At 63.2% G+C, this 20,098-nt stretch carries 18 protein-coding genes; 9 read left to right on the plus strand and 9 right to left on the minus strand.

What is annotated here, in order from left to right:
- Window positions 1-94: 94 nt before the first annotated feature.
- Window positions 95-1,048: a calcium/sodium antiporter gene (locus ANTHELSMS3_RS20860; RefSeq protein ID WP_094037277.1), complete on the plus strand. Its 954-nt coding sequence runs from the start codon at window positions 95-97 to the stop codon at window positions 1,046-1,048.
- 108 nt (window positions 1,049-1,156) lie between these two features.
- Entirely contained in the window at window positions 1,157-2,419 is a 1,263-nt protein-coding gene (locus ANTHELSMS3_RS20865; RefSeq protein ID WP_094036551.1) for a SulP family inorganic anion transporter, read from the plus strand.
- A gap of 154 nt (window positions 2,420-2,573) precedes the next feature.
- On the opposite strand, the gene rpiA is transcribed toward ANTHELSMS3_RS20865, so the two are convergent.
- From rpiA to ANTHELSMS3_RS20885, 4 genes are all read right to left on the minus strand, one after another.
- Window positions 2,574-3,356: a ribose-5-phosphate isomerase RpiA gene (rpiA, locus tag ANTHELSMS3_RS20870; RefSeq protein WP_094036552.1), complete on the minus strand. Its 783-nt coding sequence runs from the start codon at window positions 3,354-3,356 to the stop codon at window positions 2,574-2,576.
- A 91-nt stretch (window positions 3,357-3,447) separates the two neighbouring features.
- Window positions 3,448-3,879, minus strand: a complete 432-nt coding sequence (locus ANTHELSMS3_RS20875; protein WP_094036553.1) for a hypothetical protein — start codon at window positions 3,877-3,879, stop codon at window positions 3,448-3,450.
- Between the two features lie 118 nt (window positions 3,880-3,997).
- A complete protein-coding gene (locus tag ANTHELSMS3_RS20880; RefSeq protein WP_094036554.1) occupies window positions 3,998-4,681 on the minus strand; it encodes an anti-sigma factor in 684 nt (227 codons plus the stop codon).
- Entirely contained in the window at window positions 4,678-5,229 is a 552-nt protein-coding gene (locus ANTHELSMS3_RS20885; protein ID WP_094036555.1) for a sigma-70 family RNA polymerase sigma factor, read from the minus strand. Before ANTHELSMS3_RS20885 ends, ANTHELSMS3_RS20880 begins: the two co-directional genes overlap by 4 nt.
- 92 nt (window positions 5,230-5,321) lie before the next feature.
- Between ANTHELSMS3_RS20885 and cobS the strand changes: the two genes are divergently transcribed.
- From cobS to cobT, 3 genes are all read left to right on the plus strand, one after another.
- Complete coding sequence (gene cobS / locus ANTHELSMS3_RS20890) at window positions 5,322-6,308, plus strand: cobaltochelatase subunit CobS (RefSeq protein WP_089278288.1); 987 nt, start codon at window positions 5,322-5,324, stop codon at window positions 6,306-6,308.
- Window positions 6,309-6,509: 201 nt separating this feature from the next.
- Window positions 6,510-6,905, plus strand: coding sequence for a hypothetical protein (locus ANTHELSMS3_RS20895; RefSeq protein WP_094036556.1), 396 nt, complete (start codon window positions 6,510-6,512; stop codon window positions 6,903-6,905).
- A 263-nt stretch (window positions 6,906-7,168) separates the two neighbouring features.
- Window positions 7,169-9,046, plus strand: coding sequence for a cobaltochelatase subunit CobT (cobT, locus tag ANTHELSMS3_RS20900; RefSeq protein WP_094036557.1), 1,878 nt, complete (start codon window positions 7,169-7,171; stop codon window positions 9,044-9,046).
- Between the two features lie 80 nt (window positions 9,047-9,126).
- On the opposite strand, the gene ANTHELSMS3_RS20905 is transcribed toward cobT, so the two are convergent.
- On the minus strand, window positions 9,127-9,612 hold the full coding sequence (locus ANTHELSMS3_RS20905) for a hypothetical protein (RefSeq protein ID WP_157733599.1): 486 nt from the start codon (window positions 9,610-9,612) through the stop codon (window positions 9,127-9,129).
- Between the two features lie 127 nt (window positions 9,613-9,739).
- On the opposite strand from ANTHELSMS3_RS20905, the gene ANTHELSMS3_RS20910 reads away from it, so the two are divergent.
- Window positions 9,740-11,506 (plus strand): aminopeptidase P family protein, encoded by a 1,767-nt coding sequence (locus ANTHELSMS3_RS20910; RefSeq protein WP_094036559.1) that lies wholly within the window; start codon window positions 9,740-9,742, stop codon window positions 11,504-11,506.
- Window positions 11,507-11,563: 57 nt separating this feature from the next.
- Entirely contained in the window at window positions 11,564-11,905 is a 342-nt protein-coding gene (locus ANTHELSMS3_RS20915) for a DUF427 domain-containing protein (protein WP_094036560.1), read from the plus strand.
- 63 nt (window positions 11,906-11,968) lie between these two features.
- Here the strand turns inward: ANTHELSMS3_RS20915 and ANTHELSMS3_RS20920 are convergent, their stop codons facing one another.
- Window positions 11,969-12,781 carry a sulfotransferase gene (locus ANTHELSMS3_RS20920; RefSeq protein WP_094036561.1) on the minus strand — a complete coding sequence of 271 codons (813 nt, stop codon included), beginning with the start codon at window positions 12,779-12,781 and terminating at the stop codon, window positions 11,969-11,971.
- A gap of 153 nt (window positions 12,782-12,934) precedes the next feature.
- Here ANTHELSMS3_RS20920 and ANTHELSMS3_RS20925 point away from each other — a divergent pair, with 153 nt between their 5' ends.
- On the plus strand, window positions 12,935-14,137 hold the full coding sequence (locus ANTHELSMS3_RS20925; RefSeq protein ID WP_198319851.1) for an SH3 domain-containing protein: 1,203 nt from the start codon (window positions 12,935-12,937) through the stop codon (window positions 14,135-14,137).
- Between the two features lie 88 nt (window positions 14,138-14,225).
- On the opposite strand, the gene ANTHELSMS3_RS20930 is transcribed toward ANTHELSMS3_RS20925, so the two are convergent.
- Window positions 14,226-15,833 (minus strand): chloride channel protein, encoded by a 1,608-nt coding sequence (locus ANTHELSMS3_RS20930; RefSeq protein WP_094037278.1) that lies wholly within the window; start codon window positions 15,831-15,833, stop codon window positions 14,226-14,228.
- 146 nt (window positions 15,834-15,979) lie between these two features.
- Here ANTHELSMS3_RS20930 and ANTHELSMS3_RS20935 point away from each other — a divergent pair, with 146 nt between their 5' ends.
- Entirely contained in the window at window positions 15,980-17,353 is a 1,374-nt protein-coding gene (locus ANTHELSMS3_RS20935; protein ID WP_094036563.1) for an FAD-binding oxidoreductase, read from the plus strand.
- Window positions 17,354-17,432: 79 nt separating this feature from the next.
- Here ANTHELSMS3_RS20935 and recN read toward each other — a convergent pair whose 3' ends face one another.
- Together recN and ANTHELSMS3_RS20945 are read right to left on the minus strand one after the other, a co-directional pair.
- Entirely contained in the window at window positions 17,433-19,085 is a 1,653-nt protein-coding gene (gene recN / locus ANTHELSMS3_RS20940) for a DNA repair protein RecN (RefSeq protein WP_094036564.1), read from the minus strand.
- Between the two features lie 36 nt (window positions 19,086-19,121).
- Entirely contained in the window at window positions 19,122-19,976 is an 855-nt protein-coding gene (locus ANTHELSMS3_RS20945) for an outer membrane protein assembly factor BamD (protein WP_094036565.1), read from the minus strand.
- Between the last annotated feature and the right edge of the window lie 122 nt (window positions 19,977-20,098).

Below are 20,098 nucleotides of genomic sequence, written 5' to 3' on the forward strand. Positions count from 1 at the left end.
GTGGCCCAACGGGGCGCTGGGACTTGTAGCGCGGCCGCGCACCCCCATCTTGGCGCTGTGCCCCTTCGGCACCTTTCATGACAGAACGGACATCATGACCTTTCTCTTTGTTCTGGGCGGTTTGATCGCCCTTGTGGCGGGCGGAGACCTGCTGGTGCGCGGCGCGGTCAACCTTGCCCGCAGCCTGTCCGTGCCGCCCTTGGTGATCGGCCTGACGCTGGTCGGCTTTGGCACCTCCGCGCCGGAACTTGTGACCAGCCTGCAAGCGGCACTCAGCGGGTCGCCCGGTCTGGCCGTGGGCAACGTGGTGGGCAGCAACATCGGCAACGTGCTGCTGATCCTCGGGATTGCCGCACTGATGGCCCCGATCGCGGTGGACACCCGCGCGTTGTGGCGCGACGGCGCGGTGCTGGCAGGGGCCACCGCACTGGGGATGTGGGCCATGACCCAAGGCACGATTGGCCGCGCAACCGGCGCGGTCTTTGTGCTGGCGCTTGTGGCCTATGTCTTCACGACCCTTGTGCTGGAACGTCGCCGCGCCAGCGAAACCGCCGCGATCTACACTGCCGAGGCGGACCTGCTGGCCCAACACCCCACCCGAACCGGCCGCGATGCCCTGCTGACAATCGCCGGGCTGGTGCTGACGGTCCTAGGCGCGCGGTATCTGGTACAGGGCGCTGTGGGGATTGCCGCCTCAATGGGGGTCTCGGAGACCGTGATCGGTCTGACCATCGTCGCAATCGGCACGTCCATGCCTGAACTGGTCACCTCCGTCATGGCTGTCCGGCGCGGCGAAGGCGCGGTCGCCCTCGGCAATGTCATCGGCAGCAACGTGTTCAACCTGCTCGGCATTCTGGGCATCACGGCGCTAGTGGTCCCGATACAGGTGCCCGCCCAGATCCTGAACGTGGACATCTGGGTCATGGCCGCCGCAACCGTGGCGCTGCTGGTCTTTGCCACAACAGGGGCGCGGGTTTCACGGCGTGAGGCCGGGGCGCTGCTGGCGGCCTATGGCGCTTATTTGGGCTGGCTGCTGATCACCGCCTGAAACAACACACAATTGGCCCGCCACGCCCGCCCCTGCGACTTTGCTGCATTTGCAGCGACTAAAACCAGACGTTAGGTTGAGCTCAGACATTTCAAAAAACCTGAACTCATGAAACCCAAATTGATGACGGTTCTGCCCGGCTACAGCCGCGCAGACCTATCCCGTGACACGCTGGCCGGCGTGACCGTCGCCATGGTTGCCCTGCCCCTCAGCCTCGCCATTGCCATCGCCTCGGGGGCCGATCCCGGGGCGGGATTGGTGACTGCCATCATCGGCGGTTTTCTGGTGTCGCTGCTGGGCGGCAGCCGGGTGCAGATCGGCGGGCCAACCGGCGCGTTTATCGTTGTGGTCTATGGCACCATCATCGCCCACGGCTATGACGGGCTGGTGATCGCCACCTTGATGGCGGGGGTCTTGCTGCTGATCGCAGGCGTGCTCAAGGCGGGCAAGCTCATCGAACTTGTGCCAGAGCCGGTCATCAACGGCTTTACCATCGGCATTGCCGTGATCATCGCCGCCAGCCAGCTCAAGGATCTGCTGGGCCTGACGATGGCAGAGGTTCCGGCCGATTTCCTGCCCAAGATCGAGGCGCTCTGGGCCGCGCGCGACACATTCAACGGGGCCGCACTGGCCACCGGGTTGGGAACGATGGTCCTGATTGTTTTGCTGCGCCGCGCCGCACCCCGGTTTCCGGGGCTGGTGGTGGCCGTGGGGTTGGGGTCCGCCGTTGTGGCCCTGCTGGCGCTGCCCGTCGACACGATCCAATCCCGATTTGGCGCGCTGCCCGCCACCCTGCCCACGCCCGCCCTGCCCGAACTGTCGCTGGCCCGGATGCAGGAACTGCTGCCCTCGGCGGTGGTGATCGCCTTTCTGGCGGGGGTGGAATCGCTACTGTCGGCGATGGTTGCTGACCGCATGATCGAAGGAAAGCACCGCCCCAATGCCGAGATGCTGGCACAGGGGGCTGCCAATATCGGTTCATCCTTGTTTGGCGGCCTGCCAGTGACGGGGGCCATTGCCCGCACGGCCACAAACGTCCGTGCTGGTGGCCGCACGCCCGTGGCCGGGTTGGTCCATGCGACGACGATCCTTGTGGTGATGCTGGTGGCCGCGCCTCTGGCTGGCAAACTTGCGATGCCCGCGCTGGCCGGATTGCTGATCCTGACCGCATGGAACATGTCAGAGCCGCACAAATGGCGCGGCTACATGGCCGGTCGTCGGTCGGATGTGGTGCTGTTGGGTCTGACGCTGGTGTTGACGGTGTTGGCGGATCTGACTGTGGCAATTGCCGTCGGCGTGGCCTTGGGACTGGCCCTGCGGCTGGCCCGCCGCGACGCCCCACCCGCCGACTGGACACCGCGCGACAAATGATCCGCGCGCCCCTCCAAACCTTGCCGTAGGCCGGGCTTAAGCCCGGCACACGCCGTCGCGAAAACAAAGGCAAAGCCTAACAGTTCGTTAAAACGCCTCTGTAAGCCCTTGTTTTTACACAGGCGCAACGCTGTCCACGCGTGGACAGCCCCGCTCAGAGGTCGCGAAAGATGTTGTCATCCTCGGCAAATTCCAGCTGCGCCTCACTGACGGTGCCTTCATTGATATCGCGGGTCTCAACCCGTCCGTCACCATAGCCAATGATCACCTTGTCGCAGATATCGACGAACAACCCATTCTCGACCACGCCGGGAATCTGATTGAGCACCATGGCCAGCTGCCGCGCATTGCCGATCCGCCCCAGATGCAGGTCCAGAATATGATTGCCCTCATCGGTATAGAACGGCTTGTCGCCATTCATCCGCAGCGTCGTCTGACGGCCCATCACATCCATTGACACCAATGTCTCTTCGATCAACGCCTGCGAGGTCTGCAGGCCAAAAGGGATCACCTCGACCGGCAGCGGAAAACTCCCCAGCCGCTCGACCTCCTTGGCCGCGTCGGCGATGACCACCATCTGATCGCTCGCCGTCGCCACGATCTTTTCCTGCAGCAGTGCGCCGCCGCCGCCCTTGATCAGGTTGAGATCGCCGTCGAATTCATCCGCGCCATCAATGGTGATGTCCAGCCAGCGCGCCTCATCCAGAGAGATCACCTCGATCCCCACATCCCGCGCCAGTTCGGCGGTGCGGGTCGAGGTCGGCACGCCACGAAAGCGCAGCCCCTCTTCGCGCACCAACTCCCCCAGGCACCGAACCAGCCACGCCGCAGTCGAGCCGGTGCCCAGCCCCACACGCATGCCGGTCTCCACAAGGCTTGCCGCGTGTTTGGCAGCGGCGAATTTCGCCTTGTCGATCGGGGACAGCTCTCCGGTCATGGATCTCTCCTATGGATTTGGGGCAACGGACCGCGCCCTTATAGGCGGCACCTGTCCGAGGCGCGAGATCAAAATACCGCGAAAAGCGGGGTCAGTCCCGAACCCAGACCGGATCAAAGCCCAGCAAGAATCGCCCGCCCTGTCCAGACACGCCAGCCAGTGGTTTGCACCGGGCTTTGGCCGTTGTCAGATCGGTCTTGCGCGGCGTGCGGTTAAAGTAGCTGAGATCGGTCAGGACCTTGCGGTCGTTCACCTTGATCCATGCCTTGCGAAAGGCAGTGCGAGTGTTGCGGTGGGCAAAGCTGCTGGTGGCGCTGGTGGCACCACAGACATGCGCGACACCGCCGATGTCCAACACTGCCCACGCCAAATCCACCCCACCCATACTGGCGTCCCAATTCAGCGTGTTCTGGGTGAATGCGGCAGTGACCGGGATCTCGACAACTGTCTGCTGCGCGGGGGCCGCCCCGGCAGCACAGACCATTGCAGCGGCGACAAGTGTGGACAGGCGAATGCGGACCATGGTGACTTCCAAAATAACAACTGGGGTTCCCTCCAACGGCTAAGCCGCGCGATCCTGTGCTTCAAGCGCCCACCGCCGGTGACGCCAAAGCGCGTCGTAAATCGGCAACACGGACGAGTCAGGGGGTGGTCAGACGGCCCTCGGCGCGCAGCCCGGACGACGGTTGCCCCTGTGGGGCACCGCCCGCAGGCTCTTCGCTGACCAGCAGCACCGCACCGCTGAAATCGCGCGCAAGGTCCGGAGACAGCGCAACCAGCGTTTCCTGACCGCGCAACAGCGCAAGCGACACCGGCTCACCGTCGTCCCGCAAATGCCACAGTTCCAACACGCGACCGTCCGCAACGCCGTCGGACGTTCGCACCACGGTCAGCACTCCGGTCGAGGCATCAAACCGCGCTTCCAGCGTCAACGCGCCATCGGCTCCGATCAATGTACCGCTCAGGACCGGGCGGTCGGGTTCCAGCAGCCCGGAGGCAAAGACAATCCACGCCAGGGCCACGCCGACCACCGCGCCAATCAGATAGGGCAACACCTGCTGCCACACCGGGGCCTTCTCGACCGCACCGAACACCTTGCCCTCGATCCGGCGCAGCACCTGGGGCGGTGGTGTCTCTTCGGGGATCAGATCGGTGAAGCAGGCGAAATATTCCGCCCATGCCGCGACATCCTGTTGCAGGTCCGGCTCTGCCACCAGATGTGCCTCGAAGCCGGCGATCTCATCTTTGGGCATCAGACCCAGCGAATATTCCGCTGCCCCGGCTTCCCAGCCGCCCGGCACATCCCTGTCCAACGTCGTCTTCATCGGCTCAGGCAGTCGCGCAGCGCCAGCAAATCGTCGCGCAATGTCGCTCGCAGACTGTCCTGCGACGCCCCCGCGCTGCGCGCCAGATCGGCATAGGTTGCCCCGTACAGATAGGCCTGTCGCAGCATGTCGGCGCGGGCGCGCGGCAATTCGCGCAGACAGGTCTCCAGCGCCTGTGCCTCTGCGCGCAGACCCTCTAGCTCTTTGACCTCAGGACGGGGCGCATACAGCCGCTCGGTGATTTCCACCGGACCGGTCATCCGGCCCGCCGCGCGTTCTGCCCCAAGCCGCGCGATAGAGGCGTCGCGGGTGATCGTCACCAACCATGTCAACGGCGAGGCCAACGCGCCACGATACTGCGCGGCGCGTTCCCACACGCCGGTAAACACCTCTTCCATGACCTCCTGCGCCAGCGCCTCATCGCGCAAGATGCGCAAGGCGATGCCGTAGAGTTTCGAGGATGTCGCCGCGTACAACTTGCGGAACGCGGTCCGGTCGCCGCGGGACACGCGGGCCAGCAAAGCTTCGATCTCTTCCTGCGCGGTCATACCGATGGCCTCACCACTTCCTCTTGCCCCTCGCCAAGATATGTTGCACCTAACGCGAGGCATTAGAGATTTGACAGAAGGACGCGGGCACCATGGCCGACGGGATGATCGATATCAACGCGAAACCGACCGAGGAAATCTCTGTCCGCGAGGTGTTTGGCATCGACAGCGACATGATTGTCCATGGCTTTCCGGATCGCACCGCACGGGTGCCGGACCTTGATTCCACCTACAAGTTCGATCCCGATACGACCTTGGCGATCCTTGCAGGCTTCAACCGCAACCGCCGTGTGATGATCCAAGGCTATCACGGCACAGGCAAATCGACGCACATCGAACAGGTTGCAGCGCGTTTGAACTGGCCCGCCGTGCGCGTGAACCTCGACAGTCACATCAGCCGGATCGACCTGATCGGCAAGGACGCGATCAAACTGGTGGACGGCAAGCAGGTCACGCAATTCCAGGAGGGCATCCTGCCTTGGGCGTTGCGCAACCCGACCGCGATTGTCTTTGACGAATACGACGCAGGCCGCGCCGACGTGATGTTCGTGATCCAGCGCGTTCTGGAAACCGATGGCAAGCTGACGCTGCTGGACCAGAACGAGGTCATCACCCCGCACAAATACTTCCGCATCTTTGCCACGGCGAACACCGTTGGTCTTGGCGACACGACGGGCCTGTATCACGGCACCCAGCAGATCAACCAAGGTCAGATGGATCGCTGGTCGCTGGTGGCAACGCTGAACTACCTGTCGATCGATGCGGAAACCCAGATCATTCTGTCCAAGGCCCCACACTACAACAACGAAAAGGGCCGCAAGACGATCCGCCAGATGGTGACCGTGGCCGATTTCAGCCGCCGCGCCTTTATGAATGGTGAACTGTCGACCGTCATGTCGCCCCGGACCGTGATCGCCTGGGCGCAGAACGCTGAGATCTTCCGCGATGTCGGCTACGCCTTCCGCGTGTCCTTCCTGAACAAATGCGATGAATTGGAACGCCAGACCGTGGCCGAGTTCTACCAGCGCTGTTTTGATGAGGAACTGCCCGAAAGCGCGGCATCGCTCAGCCTCGGCTGACGGAAAGGCCCGCTTGCGGCCGCATTGAGACAACAAACAAATGGGCGCGTTGCCAGTCAGGCACGCGCCCGTTTTGCGTCTGGCACTTAGATAGCCAAAGGCGCGGTCCGCCGCAGAAACCTGTAACCCGGGCGTTACATCCCTAAAAAGTTTTCATACCGCACAACAGATCATCCATATTTTGGCACTAAAGTCCAAATCATGAGCGGTTTGAAAACATTTCTTCTGACCTTCTGCGTGATCGGCTCCATGGCGCCACCTTGTGTCGCAATGCCCGATGACATGCGCGAACGCGCGCAGGTTTTTGCCACCTGCCTTGGCCGCGCATCCGCCGAGATGGAGCATAGCTGGCTCATCGGGGATGGCGCGGATGCGGCGCAAGACCGTCGCGCCCTGTTCGAGATGCTGTTGGACACGGTTGCGCCCCGGTCTGGCATCCCCGGCCCCGAACTGCTTGATATGCGCATCCGCGCCAAGTTTGCGCAGGCCCATCTGCTGCAAATAGCCACCTTCCACACGGACCCGGACCGAAAACGCCGCGCCGGAGCGGCGGCCCGCCGGGCACAACGCCCCTGCGCTGCGTTGATCATGGGCTGATCTGCTCGCCCCGGCCCAGGTACAGCCTAGACAGAACCTGTTCACGTCTTCTCGGAAACGGCCAATCAGACGCTTTGCCGGACACCAAGTCCAAAAGCACCCGACCCGGCCTCACCAGCAGACAGGTCCGGATCTTGTGCAACATCGCGAAAATCTCTTCACTCAAAACAAAATGGGCAAATTCGGCAGCCTTCCCCAAAAGCGCTCCACGACCACGCCTGCGCCCCCTTGCGGGCGCACCTCAAAGGGCGGATAAAAGCCCCATGAACAAGCCCAGCGACAACCCCGCCGATCCGTTCAAGAAGGCCCTCGCCGAGGCGACCAAAGTGATGGCCGACGACCCTGAATTGTCGGTCAGCTATTCGGTCGACCCGTCCGGCGTGTCAGGTGAATCCATGCGCCTGCCACAGGTTTCGCGGCGAATGTCGCGCGATGAGGTCATGCTGGCGCGTGGCACCGCGGATGCTCTGGCGCTGTATCACCGTTATCACGACAACAGCACCCATTCGCGCTACATGCCGCAAGGCGACATGGCGCGCGAATTGTACGAATCGATGGAAACCGCCCGGTGTGAGGCGATGGGTGCGCGCGACATGCCCGGCACCGCTGGAAACATCGACGCCAAGATCGCCGCCGAAGCAACCCGGCGCGGCTATGGTCAGCTCCGTGAGGCGGCCGATGCGCCGCTGTCAGTGGCCGCCAACTATCTGATCCGGCATCTGGCGACCGGGCGCGATCTGCCGCCCGACGCCACCAACGTCATGAACCTGTGGCGCGGGTTCATGGAAAATCAGGCGAGTGGCACGCTTGACCGGTTGGACGAGACACTCGCCGATCAAACCGCCTTTGCGAAATTCGCCCGCCAGATGATCACCGATCTGGGCTATGGCGACCAATTGGGCGACGATCCCGACAGCTTTGACGACGACTCCGATGAAGACGGCGTTGACGACGATCAGGACGATCAGGAACCCGATTCCACCGGCGACGACGACGATGACGGCGAAGAGGCAGAGGCCTCTCCCGAACAATCGCAGGAAGACACTCAGGATCCGTCGCAGGCGCAGGTCTCGATGGATGAGATGGCCGATCAGGAACTGGGCGAAGAGACCGAGATGCCAGAGGGCGAGGCCCCGCTGGAGCCGCCCGCCCCGCAGCCCTTTTCTGAGGCCGATCCGGATTACACCGTCTATTCGACCGACCACGACGAAGAGATCGCCGCCGAGGATCTGGCCGAACCGGTCGAGCTGGAGCGCCTGCGTGCCTACCTCGATCAGCAGCTGGAACCGCTCAAGGGCGCGGTGTCGCGACTGGCCAACAAACTCCAACGCCGACTTCAGGCGCAGCAGAACCGCAGTTGGGAGTTCGACCGCGAAGAAGGCATTCTGGACGCCGGTCGCCTTGCCCGTGTGGTGGCCAACCCGACCACCCCGCTGTCGTTCAAGGTCGAGAAAGACACGGAATTCCGCGATACGGTGGTGACACTGCTGTTGGACAACTCGGGGTCCATGCGCGGCCGCCCGATCAGCATTGCGGCGATCTGTGCCGACGTTCTGGCGCGCACGCTGGAACGCTGTTCTGTCAAGGTCGAGATCCTCGGCTTTACCACCCGCGCGTGGAAAGGCGGGCTGGCGCGTGAGGCGTGGCTGAACGCGGGGCGCGAACAACAGCCCGGCCGCCTCAACGACCTGCGCCACATCATCTACAAACATGCAGACGCGCCGTGGCGGCGCACGCGCGACAATCTGGGCCTGATGATGAAAGAAGGCCTGCTGAAGGAAAACATCGACGGTGAGGCGCTGGAATGGGCGCACCGCCGGATGGCAGGCCGCCCCGAAGCGCGCAAAATCCTGATGGTGATTTCCGATGGCGCGCCGGTGGACGATTCCACACTGTCGGTGAACCCGGCCAACTATCTGGAAAAGCACCTGCGCGACGTGATCGCCATGGTTGAACGCAAGCGGCAGGTCGAACTGCTGGCCATCGGCATCGGCCACGATGTCACGCGCTACTATGACCGCGCCGTGACCATCACGGACGTCGAACAACTGGCCGGCGCCATGACCGAACAACTGGCCGCGCTGTTCGACAGCGATCCGCGCGCCCGCGCCCGGTTCATGGGGATCAAGCGCGCTGGCTGACAATCGGCCGGACTGACACAGCGCAACACAGCGCCACATCTGTTCCGGTCGCGTACATCGCGACGCCGCTCTGGACGCTGTCACCCACTTGTACGGGCCTGAGTGTCATCATTGTCACCGCGGTCCAGCGCATAAGGTTGCTTGACCGCAGAGTTGAGCGGATTGCGCCCGTCGACGGTGAATTGTGCGTGGTGCACCTTCCAGCAATCGGGGTAGCGGTGCAGGATCGAGAACCCTTCATGGGGCGAATCTGACAGCACCTTATTGTGGTACACATAGCGCGTTTCATGCGTGGCCCAGATCGTGTCCGGGTCGCGAAATTCGGCATGGGTGACTCGGCGGATCATATGCGTGATGCATTGCTCGTGTTGCCGCGCCATGATCGTCTCAAACAGCGCCCGCGTCTCGGCCTCTGTGTTCAGGGTTCGACGCCCCTCAAAGCTCTCGACGGTGTTCGGGATGGCGAACCAGCGCAACAGGGCCGTCATATCCCTCGACAACATGGCGCCGCCAGAGCGGTCCAGCAGATCCTGAAAGATACGGTGGGCTTCTGGATGATCGTTCACGAAGCGGCTCCTGCGGTCAATTTCGACATGCAACATATGGGGTCGGGCACAGTATGGCGCGCGGCAAATCGCCTGCCCTTGCCACCCGCGCGCCTGACGCTAGTCTGCGCCGCAAAGGAGACACCGCATGTTTCAGACCTTTGTTGAGACCGCCTCACCCGATCAGGGTCCGCCCCGCCTGACCGCCTTGCGCGAAAAATTGGCCGAGGCGGGCCTAGACGGGTTCCTGATCCCCCGCGCCGACGCGCATCAGGGCGAAGATGTCGCCCCACGGGATGAGCGTTTGTCATGGCTCACCGGGTTCACCGGGTCGGCGGGCTGGTGCGTGGCCCTCCGGGAACGAGCGGCAGTTTTTGTGGACGGACGCTACCGCGTGCAGGTCAAGGCACAGGTGGCCGATGTTTTCGAAAAGGTCGACTGGCCGGAAACCTCGCTCGCCGACTGGATCGGCACCGTGCTGGACACGGGCAAGCTGGGCTTTGATCCGTGGCTGCTCAGCGTGGATCTGCACCGCGCGCTGGCGGACAAACTGCCCGGCCTGACCCTGCCCCCCACCGACAACTTGGTCGACGCGATCTGGCCGGATCAGCCCGCCCCGCCGCAGGGGCGCGTCTTTGCGCAACCGCTGGATCTGGCCGGGGAACCCCACGCGGACAAAATCACCCGGCTGGCCAAGGATCTCTCCGCTCAGGCGGCGGTGATCACCCTGCCCGACAGCATCGCATGGCTGCTCAATATCCGCGGAAGCGACATCGCCCGAACACCTGTTCCGCACGGTTTCGCCGTGCTGCACGCCGATGCCACCGTGACACTGTATTTGGACGCGGCCAAGTTGGCGGATCTGGGCGATCACCTTGGCCCGCAGGTCACGACACGCGCGCCCGAGGACTTTCTCACGGATCTTGCCGCCCTGACCGGCCCGGTGCAGATCGACCCGGCCAGTTGCCCTGTGGCCGTGGCCGATGCCCTTGGCGACCCGAAGGACGGCCCCGATCCCTGCCTGTTGCCGAAGGCGATCAAGAACGCTGCCGAACTGGACGGCACCCGCGCCGCCCATCACCGTGACGCATTGGCGATGGTGCGGTTTCTGGCGTGGTTGGACGCACAAGCCCCCGGCACATTGACAGAAATCGGCGTCGTCAAACGCCTTGAGGAAGAACGCCGCGCGACCAATGCCCTGCGCGACATCTCATTTGAGACGATCTCTGGCAGCGGTGCCAACGGTGCAATCGTACATTACCGCGTCACCGACAACACCGATCGCCCCGTGGGCGAAGGTGAGTTGCTGTTGGTGGATTCGGGTGGTCAGTATGTGGATGGCACCACCGACATCACCCGCACCATTGCCATCGGCACACCGGGTCGTGATGAAACACAGGCCTTTACCCGTGTTCTCAAGGGCATGATCGCCGTCTCTCGCCTGCGCTTTCCAAAGGGGCTGGCGGGGCGCGACATTGATCCCTTTGCCCGCGCCGCGCTGTGGGAGGCTGGACTGGACTATGGCCACGGCACCGGCCATGGCGTTGGCTCTTATCTGTCCGTCCACGAAGGCCCCCAACGCATCGCCCGGACTGGCACCGTGCCGCTGGAGGCGGGCATGATCCTGTCCAATGAGCCCGGCTTTTACCGCGAGGGCGCTTTCGGCATCCGGATCGAGAACCTGATCGCCGTGCAATCCGCGCCAAAACTGGATGGGCAGACCGTTCCTCAGATGCTGGAATTTGAAACTTTGACCTGGGTGCCCATAGACACCCGGCTGATCGACGTTACTCTGCTGACCGAGGCCGAACGGAACTGGCTGAACAGTTATCACAAACAGGTCTATGAAACATTGGCCCCGCATCTGGATGCGGCAACAGGTCAGTGGCTGTCTGGGGCCTGTTCTGTCATCTGACATACCAACGTTACACGGCCCGCGTCTTTTGTGCGGGCAAATTCTGGGGGACATGACATGAGCAATATCACCATCACGCCGGCCACCGGCACCTGGGTTGTGCGCGCAGGGGGGGCCGTTCTCGGCGAATCCAGCAATGCGCTGGAATTGCAGGAAGACGGTTATCCGATGGTCGTCTACTTTCCGCGTGGCGACATCGCCATGGCCTTTCTGGATCGCACCGACCACACCACCGCCTGCCCACACAAGGGCGCGGCCAACTATTTCTCGATCATGTCGAAATCCACGACTTATGTGAACGCCGCGTGGTCTTATGAGGATCCAAAGGCGGATGTGTCCCAGATCAAGGACCACATCGCGTTTTCAGTGCAGGACGGCGTGGCGGTCGAACGCGTCTGACCGCAGGCCTTGCCGTTAAGATGACCCAGACCCCGTGCGCCCCCGGCGCGCGGGGTTTGCGTTTCAACCGCGCCGTTTCAGCAACCCGTTGGAATAGACCAGCCGCTGATTGATACGTCCGCAGACGCCGGTCAGCAGGCCCGACACGATGGGGTATTCGTTTGCCGCCATCCAGCTGCCATCATAACGGATCGTTGCCGCCAGATTGGGTTTGCGGATACTGCCATTGCCCGTGATGATATGGCTGCGGGTTTTGCCAAAGGGCGTCAGCATGGCCTCTTCGAACGGCACATCCAGCCAATTGCAGATCAAGGTCAACACTTCGCGCGGGCGCAGAGCCAATTCCTCATACCCCAACTGAAATCGGGGAAGATCACGTTGTGCCAAGTCTGTGTCGATCCGTTTGACGTTGCGCAGCCATGTCACATAAGCCGAAATCAGATTGTCGCCCTTTCGCCGCCGCCGCGACGCCACCCAGGACCGCACGTCGCGGGTGACTTGCAACACCCGCACATCGTAGTCCCCCAGTGCGTCAACGTGATCCAGTGCGTTCGGCGAACTGTCGAGAACATAGCGCACCGCAGGCGACAGCCCGCGCGCCGCGTCATCCACAAGCGGAAAATGCGATTTGACGGTAATGTCCGGGTTCAGCTCTGGCAGGACCTTGGCCCAGAGCGGACATTGATTGGCGGGCCGACCGCAGGTGCAGATACGCTCGGCCCCCCTGCCCTTCAGGTGGTCGGTGTTTACCCCGGATGTCAGGCGCACGGCCTCACCGACGCCCACGACATGGGGAGAGACACCCAGCGCCGCGTCAAGGATCGTCGTGCCGCTATGCGCAGCGCCGACGACAAGAAGAACCTGTTTGCGGGTCACGCGGTGTTACCCCCCGTTTATAGCAACACGCTCGCGCCATACCGCAGCCCCTGCGCGCGGGCAAAGCCGAAATCACCGCCCGAACCGGCCATCCGCCGCCGATCGCACGGTTTGCGCGCCGCGCGCACCGATTTTCCGACTCCGGGCAACCGATTGATATATAATGATGCTATCCCCTATCACGCCCCTGACATTGCCCAACCGGGCGCTATGGGCCACGTCTGGGACATCGCCTATGCAACAAGGGACGACACCATGCTTAGATTGCTGACACTCCTCTCGGCCATTTTCTTCGCCAGCGCGGCAGCGGCTACCAGTTTTTGGGTGGATGCCCCCAGGGACGGGTATCTCAACCTGCGCACCGGGCCATCCGTCCAATACCAGATACTTGGCAAGATGCCGCACGGCAGTCAGGTCAAACTGCTCGAAGCGCCCGGGAAATGGGTCAAGGTGCGGCATGTCTCTGGCCTGATCGGCTGGACCCACAGCGGTTTTCTGACCGACCGCAATCCGGCCAAGGGCCATGACCGTGACCCCGGGCATAGCCGCGGGCAGGATTACTGGATCGATGCCCCCCGTGACGGTCACCTCAACCTGCGCAATGGACCGGGACAGGCCTATCATGTCATCGAAAAGATGCCCCATGGCGCCAAGGCCCGCGTAATCTACAAACAGGACGGTTGGTACAAGCTGACCTTTGGCGGCAAGACCGGATGGGCCAGCAGCCGCTACCTGTCAGAGCGTAAGCCGGCGGCCCAACATGACCGCAACCCCGGTCACAGCGCGGGTCAGGACTATTGGATCGATGCCCCTCGCGACGGGTATCTGAACCTGCGCAACGGACCGGGACAGGCCTATCATGTCATCGAAAAGATGCCGCACGGTGCCAAAGCCCGCGTGATCTATAAACAGGACGGTTGGTACAAGCTGGTTTTCGACGGCCGGACCGGATGGGCCAGCAGCAGATACCTGTCAGATCGCAAGCCGGCGGTCCACCGCGACCGTGACCATGACAACGGGCAGGTCTACTGGATCGACTCCCCCCGCAATGGCCGCCTGAACCTGCGCAACGGACCGGGGAAGGGCTATAAAGTCATCGACAAGATGGCCCATGGTGCCAAGGTCCGCGTACTCTACAAACAGGACGGTTGGTACAAGCTCACCTTTGACGGCAAGACCGGATGGGCCAACAGCCACTTTCTGTCGGACCGCAAGGTCAAAGGCAATGGCAAGACCAATAACAAGAAAGGCGGCAAGACTTTCGACAGCTTTGAGGATGCCGTGGCCGCATGCAAAGGGGTGTTGGGCGTCGACCGCCAAGCCTGCCTTGCCAGGAACATCTCAAGGATCAAGTGACCGCGCCACGGTGCCAGTGCTGATACCGACGATTAACCCAAACACAGGGCGGGCCATGCGTGGCCCGCCTTTTCACATTCCGTCAGATCTACCTGTGCTCTTCCTTCGCGGTCGCCGCCAGCGCCCGGTTATAGGCCTTTAGCGCATCGACGTGGAACAAGGCGCCTTGCAGCACCGGTTTGTCCTCAACCAACGTCACCACCGGCAGGAACGCAACGCCCGACTTGTCGAAACGCGGCAGAGCCGTCTCCAGCGTTGCGGTGGCCTGCACATACAGTTCCTGCTCTATCATCCGCAGGCAGGCGTCCTCATCCGCGGCATTGTCGTCGGTCGGTTTGCGCATCACGCCCTGCACCCGGAACATCGCCAGCAGATAGGCCTGCGGCCCGGCTGCCAGATGCACGTTGCGCCGCTTGAGCTGGGTCAGGAAGAAGGATCTGTTCACCACCCGGCTGGCCAGCGCGGTCGACATCGACACCGACACCATCACAGCCAATCCGGTCTGCCAGTCCCCGGTCAGTTCAAACACGATCAGCGTGGTCGAGATCGGCGCGCCCAGCACCGCCGCCGCCACTGCGCCCATGCCCGCCAGCGCGTACAGCGTAAAGGCCGACGACACCTCTGGGAACAGTCCCGTCGCGATATGGCCAAAGGTCAGCCCGGTCAGCGCCCCCACCATCAGCGAGGGCGAGAAAATCCCGCCGCCCATGCGCCCGGCCATGGTGATCGACACCGCCGCCACCTTGATCACCGCGAACACCAGCGCCTCGTGCATCAACAGCCCGCCTGTCAGCGCGAGGGACGTCGTCTCATATCCGACCCCGATGATATGGGGATACAGGATCGCCAGCCCGCCCAGCAGCAGGCCCGCCACCGCCGGACGCAGCCAATAAGGCAGGCCCAACCGCTTTTGCAGCCGCGTTTCCATGTCGTCGGCGAAAAAGATCGCGTTCATCATGATCACCGCCACCAGCCCGCAGACCAGCCCGAGAATGAAAAACGCGGGCAATTCTAAATAGAACTCTACCGTCGTCGTCCCCGGCAGGACAAATTCGGTGACATCGCCATACACCAACCGGTTGATCACCGTCCCCGCCGCGCTGGCCACCACAATCGGCGCAAAGGCGTGCAGGGCAAAGTGTCGCAGGATCACCTCCAGCGCGAACAACGCCCCGGCAATCGGCGCGTTAAAGCTGGCCGAGACCGCCGCTGCAACCGCGCAGCCCAGCAGATCGCGCCCGGTGATCCCGTCCACCTTCAGGGTATTGGCGACCCAGCTCGACGCCATGGCGGCGATATGCACCACCGGCCCCTCACGTCCTGTCGATCCGCCGGTCGACAGGGTGATCCATGAACACAACGCCGAGGCGATGCCCGCTTTTTTCTCGACCCGGCCATCGTTCAGCGCCGCGCCTTCGATCACATCGGCCACCGCCCGCACCCGCCCGTCCGGCGTGGCCACATGCAGGATGAGCCCCACAGCGATCCCGCCCAGCACCGGGATCACCAGAACCCAGATCCATGGCAGATGCTCGGCAAAGGAATGCAGCGTGTTGACGTCCGGCGTGCCGTAGACCAGCGTCTGCAGCCACTCGACCGCGCCGCGAAAGGCAATCGCCGCGAGGCCAGAGGCGATCCCGACACCTAAAGCGATGAACCAGAACTGGATCTGTCCCGGCCCTTGGTGCCGTAACATATTCCAGCCTTGCTGGCAGGCTGCCTTGATGCTGTGCAGTTGCTCTCGCAGCAGGCTGGACAATCCCGCCTCCCCAAATCCCGTGTCTTTCGCGCGACGCGCGCGCTGGTTAAGGTAGCCCGAGCAAAATGCCGGAGTTCCCCCCAATGCCCATCGCGCAGGCGATCGATGATCTTAAGACCCTCCTAGGCGAACGCGTCAGCCTGTCCAAGAGCGATCTCGACGCGCATGGCGCATCGGAATCCTATTTTCCCTCCACGCCCCCTCAGGCCGTGGTCTATCCCCGCACCACAGAAGAGGTCCGCGACATCGTCAAAATCTGCGCCAAGGCCGATGTTCCGATGATCGGCTGGGGGGCAGGCACTTCTCTTGAGGGCCACGGTCAGGCGCTGCGTGGCGGCGTCACGGTGGATTTCCGCCACATGAACCGGGTGCTGGAAATCCGTCCTGCCGATATGGACGTGACCGTACAACCCGGCGTCACCCGTGAGGCCCTGAATGAGGAACTGCGCGCCACTGGCCTGTTCTTTCCGGTCGATCCGGGGGCCAATGCCTCACTTGGCGGCATGGCAATGACTCGCGCCTCTGGCACCACAACTGTGCGCTATGGATCGATGCGCGACAATGTCATGGGGCTGGAGGTGGTGCTGGCAGACGGTCGAGTGATCCGCACCGGCACCCGCGCCCGAAAAAGCGCCGCAGGCTATGACCTGACCGCGCTCATGGTCGGCTCTGAGGGGACGCTGGGTCTGGTGACGGAACTGACCCTGCGCCTGCACGGTCAGCCAGAGGCGGTCAGCGCCGGGATCTGCGCCTTTCCCGACATGAACGCGGCCACTGCATGCGTGATGGAGACGATCCAGATGGGCATTCCCCTTGCCCGGATCGAATTTGCCTGTGCGCAAACCGCCCGCGCCTTTAACGCCTATGCCGGCACCGACATGGCAGAGGCACCGCACCTGATGGTCGAGTTTCACGGCAGCCCGCAAAGCACCGAACAGGACGCCGAACGCTTTGCCGAGATTGTCGCAGACCACGACGGCAGCGCCTTTCGCTGGTCCGCCCGCGAAGAGGAACGGCGCGCGCTCTGGGCGATGCGCCACAACGGCTATTACGCCATCCTTGCCTCGCGCCCCGGTGCCCGCGCGGTTGTGACCGACATCTGCGTGCCAATCTCGCGTCTGGCACAGGCGGTCGAGGCGACACAGGCCGACATTGCTGCCAGCGGCCTGCCCGGCCCGATCCTTGGTCATGTGGGCGACGGCAATTTCCACGCGATCCTGTTGGTCGACCCCGACCAGCCCGCCGAACTGGACAAGGCCAAGGATCTGGCCGCCCGCATGGCCACCCGCGCCATTCAGCTGGGCGGCACCTGCACCGGCGAACATGGCGTGGGCTACGGCAAACTGCCCTTCATGCAATCCGAACACGGCGACGCATGGCAGGTCATGGGCAGCGTGAAAACCGCGCTGGACCCGCAGAACCTGATGAATCCCGGCAAACTGGTGCCCAGCAACTGATCGCCCTTGTCGGAAGTGGTTGGATGTCCATCCGCCTACCGGGCGGTCAAGACACTCTAAGATGCCCCCGGCCCGCGCCTCAGGCCTTGAGCAGCGCCCGCGCCGCCGCGCGGGCCTCAGAGGTGACCACATCGCCGGACAGCATCCGCGCGATCTCATCCTCGCGGTCGCCAACCGCCAGCGGCAACACTTCGGACAGCGTCATCTCGCCCTCGACCCGTTTGGACACCCGCCAGTGATGCCCGCCAAGCGCCGCCACCTGCGGCGAATGCGTCACCACCAGCACCTGCCCGCCCTCGGACAGTGCCTTGAGCCTGCGGCCCACCGCATCCGCCGTTGCCCCGCCAACGCCGCGGTCGATCTCATCAAAGATCATCGTCGCCCCGCGCCCCTGCGCCTCTGTCAGGCAAACCTTCAGCGCCAGCAGAAACCGCGACAGCTCGCCGCCAGAGGCGATCTTGTTCAGCGCACCCGCTGGGGCACCGGGGTTGGTCGCCACGGTAAAGGCCACCATATCGCGCCCCTCCGGGCCTGCCGGGCCCTCGGACACGGCAGTGTGAAACACCGCCCGCTCCATCTTGAGCGGGGCCAGTTCGCCCGCCACCGCCACGTCCAACCGCCCCGCCGCCTCGCGCCGTAGCGCACTGAGCGCCTCGGCCGCCGCGTCATAGCCCGCCTCGGCTGCCTTTAGGTCCGCGCGCAGCCCACCGATCCGCGCCTCGCCCGCGTCCAGCGCCGCCAGCCGTTCTGACAGATCCGCCGCCAATCCCGCCAGTTCATCCGGCATCACCTGATGTTTGCGCGCCAACCCACGGATCGCAAAAAGGCGTTCCTCGGTGTCGTCCAGATCCGCCGGGTTGAACTCCAGCGCCTCAAGGCAATCGGCCACGCCCCGCGCCGCCTCGTCCAGTTCCGCCATGGCCCGCGTCAGCGCGCCAATAGGCGCATCCAGCCGCCCCTCGGCCTTTTCCGCAGCCCCGTCCAGCCAGCGCAGCGCATTGGCCATCGCGCCCTCTGCGCCATCATATCCCAGCGCACTAGAGGCCTGCCCGATGTCGTCACGGATCTTTTCCGCTGCTTGCATGGTGCGACGGCGGGCGTCCAGCTCTGCCTCTTCGCCCTCAACCGGACCCAGCTTGTCCAACTCATCCACAGCGTGACGCAAAAATTCCTCTTCTGCACGCACCGCCTCCAACGCCGCCTGCGCCGCATCCAGTGCCTTGCGCGCCGCGCCCATCGCGCGCCATGCGCGACGCACCTCGGCCTGAGCCGGTCCTGCGTCCGCGTACAGATCAAGGATCGCGCGGTGCCCCTTGGGATCCAGCAACCCGCGATCGTCATGCTGTCCGTGCAACTCGACCAGGGTTTCCGACAGACGCCGCAGCACCTCACCGGACACCCGGCGGTCATTGACCCAGCCGGTCTTGCGCCCGTCCTTGGTGTTCACCCGGCGCAGGATCAGTTCATCCGACGCAGGCAACCCTGCCTCTTCCAGCACCGACCACGCCGCGTGACCTTCAGGCAACTCGAATTCGGCGATCACCTCACCCTGCTCGGCACCAGAGCGCACCAGCTCGGCACGCCCGCGCCAGCCCAGCACAAAACCCAGCGAATCCAGCAGGATCGACTTGCCCGCGCCGGTTTCACCCGTCAACACGTTCAGACCCGGCTGGAACTCCAGTTCCAGCCGCTCAATGATCAACATGTCCCGTATTTCAAGCGCGCGCAGCATGGTTCGCCGTCGGGCAGACCTGTGGTCCGCCGCTCCTTACAACCACTCGCCCTTGATCATCTGACGATAGATCGCCGACAGCCAGTTGTCGCCCAGCACAGAGGGCTTCAGCCCCTGCTTGGTCAACAGTTTGAACCCATCCTCATACCAGTCTGTCGACTGATAGTTGTAGCCAAGGATGGCCCCGGCGGTCTGCGCCTCCTCCAAAAGACCAAGCGAGAGATAGGACTCAATCAGTCGATACAGCGCCTCGGCCGTGTGGGTCGTGGTCTGGAAGTCCTCGACCACCACACGGAATCGGCTGATTGCGGCACCGTAATGCGACCGTTTCAGATAATACCGCCCGACTTCCATTTCCTTGGCTGCCAGATGATCAAAGGCCAGATCGAATTTCAGGATCGAGGACCGCGCGTATTCGCTGTCAGGATAGCGTTCGATCACCGTGCGCAGTGCCTGCAACGCCTGAAAGGTCAGCCCCTGATCGCGGCCGACCAATTCGATTTGATCATAGTAGGACAGCGCAAGCAGATACTGCGCATAGGCGGCGTCGTCCTCGGCGGGATAGAAATCGATGTAGCGTTGCGCCGCAGAGCGCGCGTTCTCATAGTCGGCATCTTCGTGGTAAGCATAGGCCTGCATGATCAATGCACGCTTGGCCCATTCCGAATAGGGATATAGCCGCTCTACTTCACCAAAGTAAAAAGCAGCGTCCTTTTCGTCCTTGCGCGACAGTTCATATTCGCCGCGTTCGAAGATCTGCTTGGCGGTAAAGCTTTCCAGCGGCACGCCACCGGGGCCCACTTCTTTGCGCTGCAATTCACCACAGCCCGCTAGCGACAGCGCAAGTGCCATCGCCACGACCCCAAGTTTCCGCGATCCGCCCCCAGTCATGCCCGATCGTCCTCTACTTCGTGCGGCACCGCCTTGAGCGGTTGCCATTGGGAGCGGTCTAGCACAGAAAATTCCGGTGCAAAATGTCTTGTGGACCGAATAATGCGCGCCATGCCGCCCAC

This window comes from Antarctobacter heliothermus (genome assembly GCF_002237555.1).
Lineage (GTDB): Bacteria > Pseudomonadota > Alphaproteobacteria > Rhodobacterales > Rhodobacteraceae > Antarctobacter > Antarctobacter heliothermus_B.

Bases quoted from the DNA above. Each gene is read 5' to 3' on its own strand.
- ANTHELSMS3_RS20860 (WP_094037277.1), top strand. From the start codon at position 95: ATGACCTTTCTCTTTGTTCTGGGCGGTTTGATCGCCCTTGTGGCGGGC.
- recN (WP_094036564.1), bottom strand. From the start codon at position 19,085: ATGCTGCGCGCGCTTGAAATACGGGACATGTTGATCATTGAGCGGCTG.
- ANTHELSMS3_RS20910 (WP_094036559.1), top strand. From the start codon at position 9,740: ATGTTTCAGACCTTTGTTGAGACCGCCTCACCCGATCAGGGTCCGCCC.
- ANTHELSMS3_RS20930 (WP_094037278.1), bottom strand. From the start codon at position 15,833: ATGTTACGGCACCAAGGGCCGGGACAGATCCAGTTCTGGTTCATCGCT.
- ANTHELSMS3_RS20915 (WP_094036560.1), top strand. From the start codon at position 11,564: ATGAGCAATATCACCATCACGCCGGCCACCGGCACCTGGGTTGTGCGC.
- ANTHELSMS3_RS20895 (WP_094036556.1), top strand. From the start codon at position 6,510: ATGAGCGGTTTGAAAACATTTCTTCTGACCTTCTGCGTGATCGGCTCC.
- ANTHELSMS3_RS20945 (WP_094036565.1), bottom strand. From the start codon at position 19,976: ATGACTGGGGGCGGATCGCGGAAACTTGGGGTCGTGGCGATGGCACTT.
- ANTHELSMS3_RS20875 (WP_094036553.1), bottom strand. From the start codon at position 3,879: ATGGTCCGCATTCGCCTGTCCACACTTGTCGCCGCTGCAATGGTCTGT.
- rpiA (WP_094036552.1), bottom strand. From the start codon at position 3,356: ATGACCGGAGAGCTGTCCCCGATCGACAAGGCGAAATTCGCCGCTGCC.
- ANTHELSMS3_RS20880 (WP_094036554.1), bottom strand. From the start codon at position 4,681: ATGAAGACGACGTTGGACAGGGATGTGCCGGGCGGCTGGGAAGCCGGG.
- cobS (WP_089278288.1), top strand. From the start codon at position 5,322: ATGGCCGACGGGATGATCGATATCAACGCGAAACCGACCGAGGAAATC.
- ANTHELSMS3_RS20935 (WP_094036563.1), top strand. From the start codon at position 15,980: ATGCCCATCGCGCAGGCGATCGATGATCTTAAGACCCTCCTAGGCGAA.
- cobT (WP_094036557.1), top strand. From the start codon at position 7,169: ATGAACAAGCCCAGCGACAACCCCGCCGATCCGTTCAAGAAGGCCCTC.
- ANTHELSMS3_RS20885 (WP_094036555.1), bottom strand. From the start codon at position 5,229: ATGACCGCGCAGGAAGAGATCGAAGCTTTGCTGGCCCGCGTGTCCCGC.
- ANTHELSMS3_RS20865 (WP_094036551.1), top strand. From the start codon at position 1,157: ATGAAACCCAAATTGATGACGGTTCTGCCCGGCTACAGCCGCGCAGAC.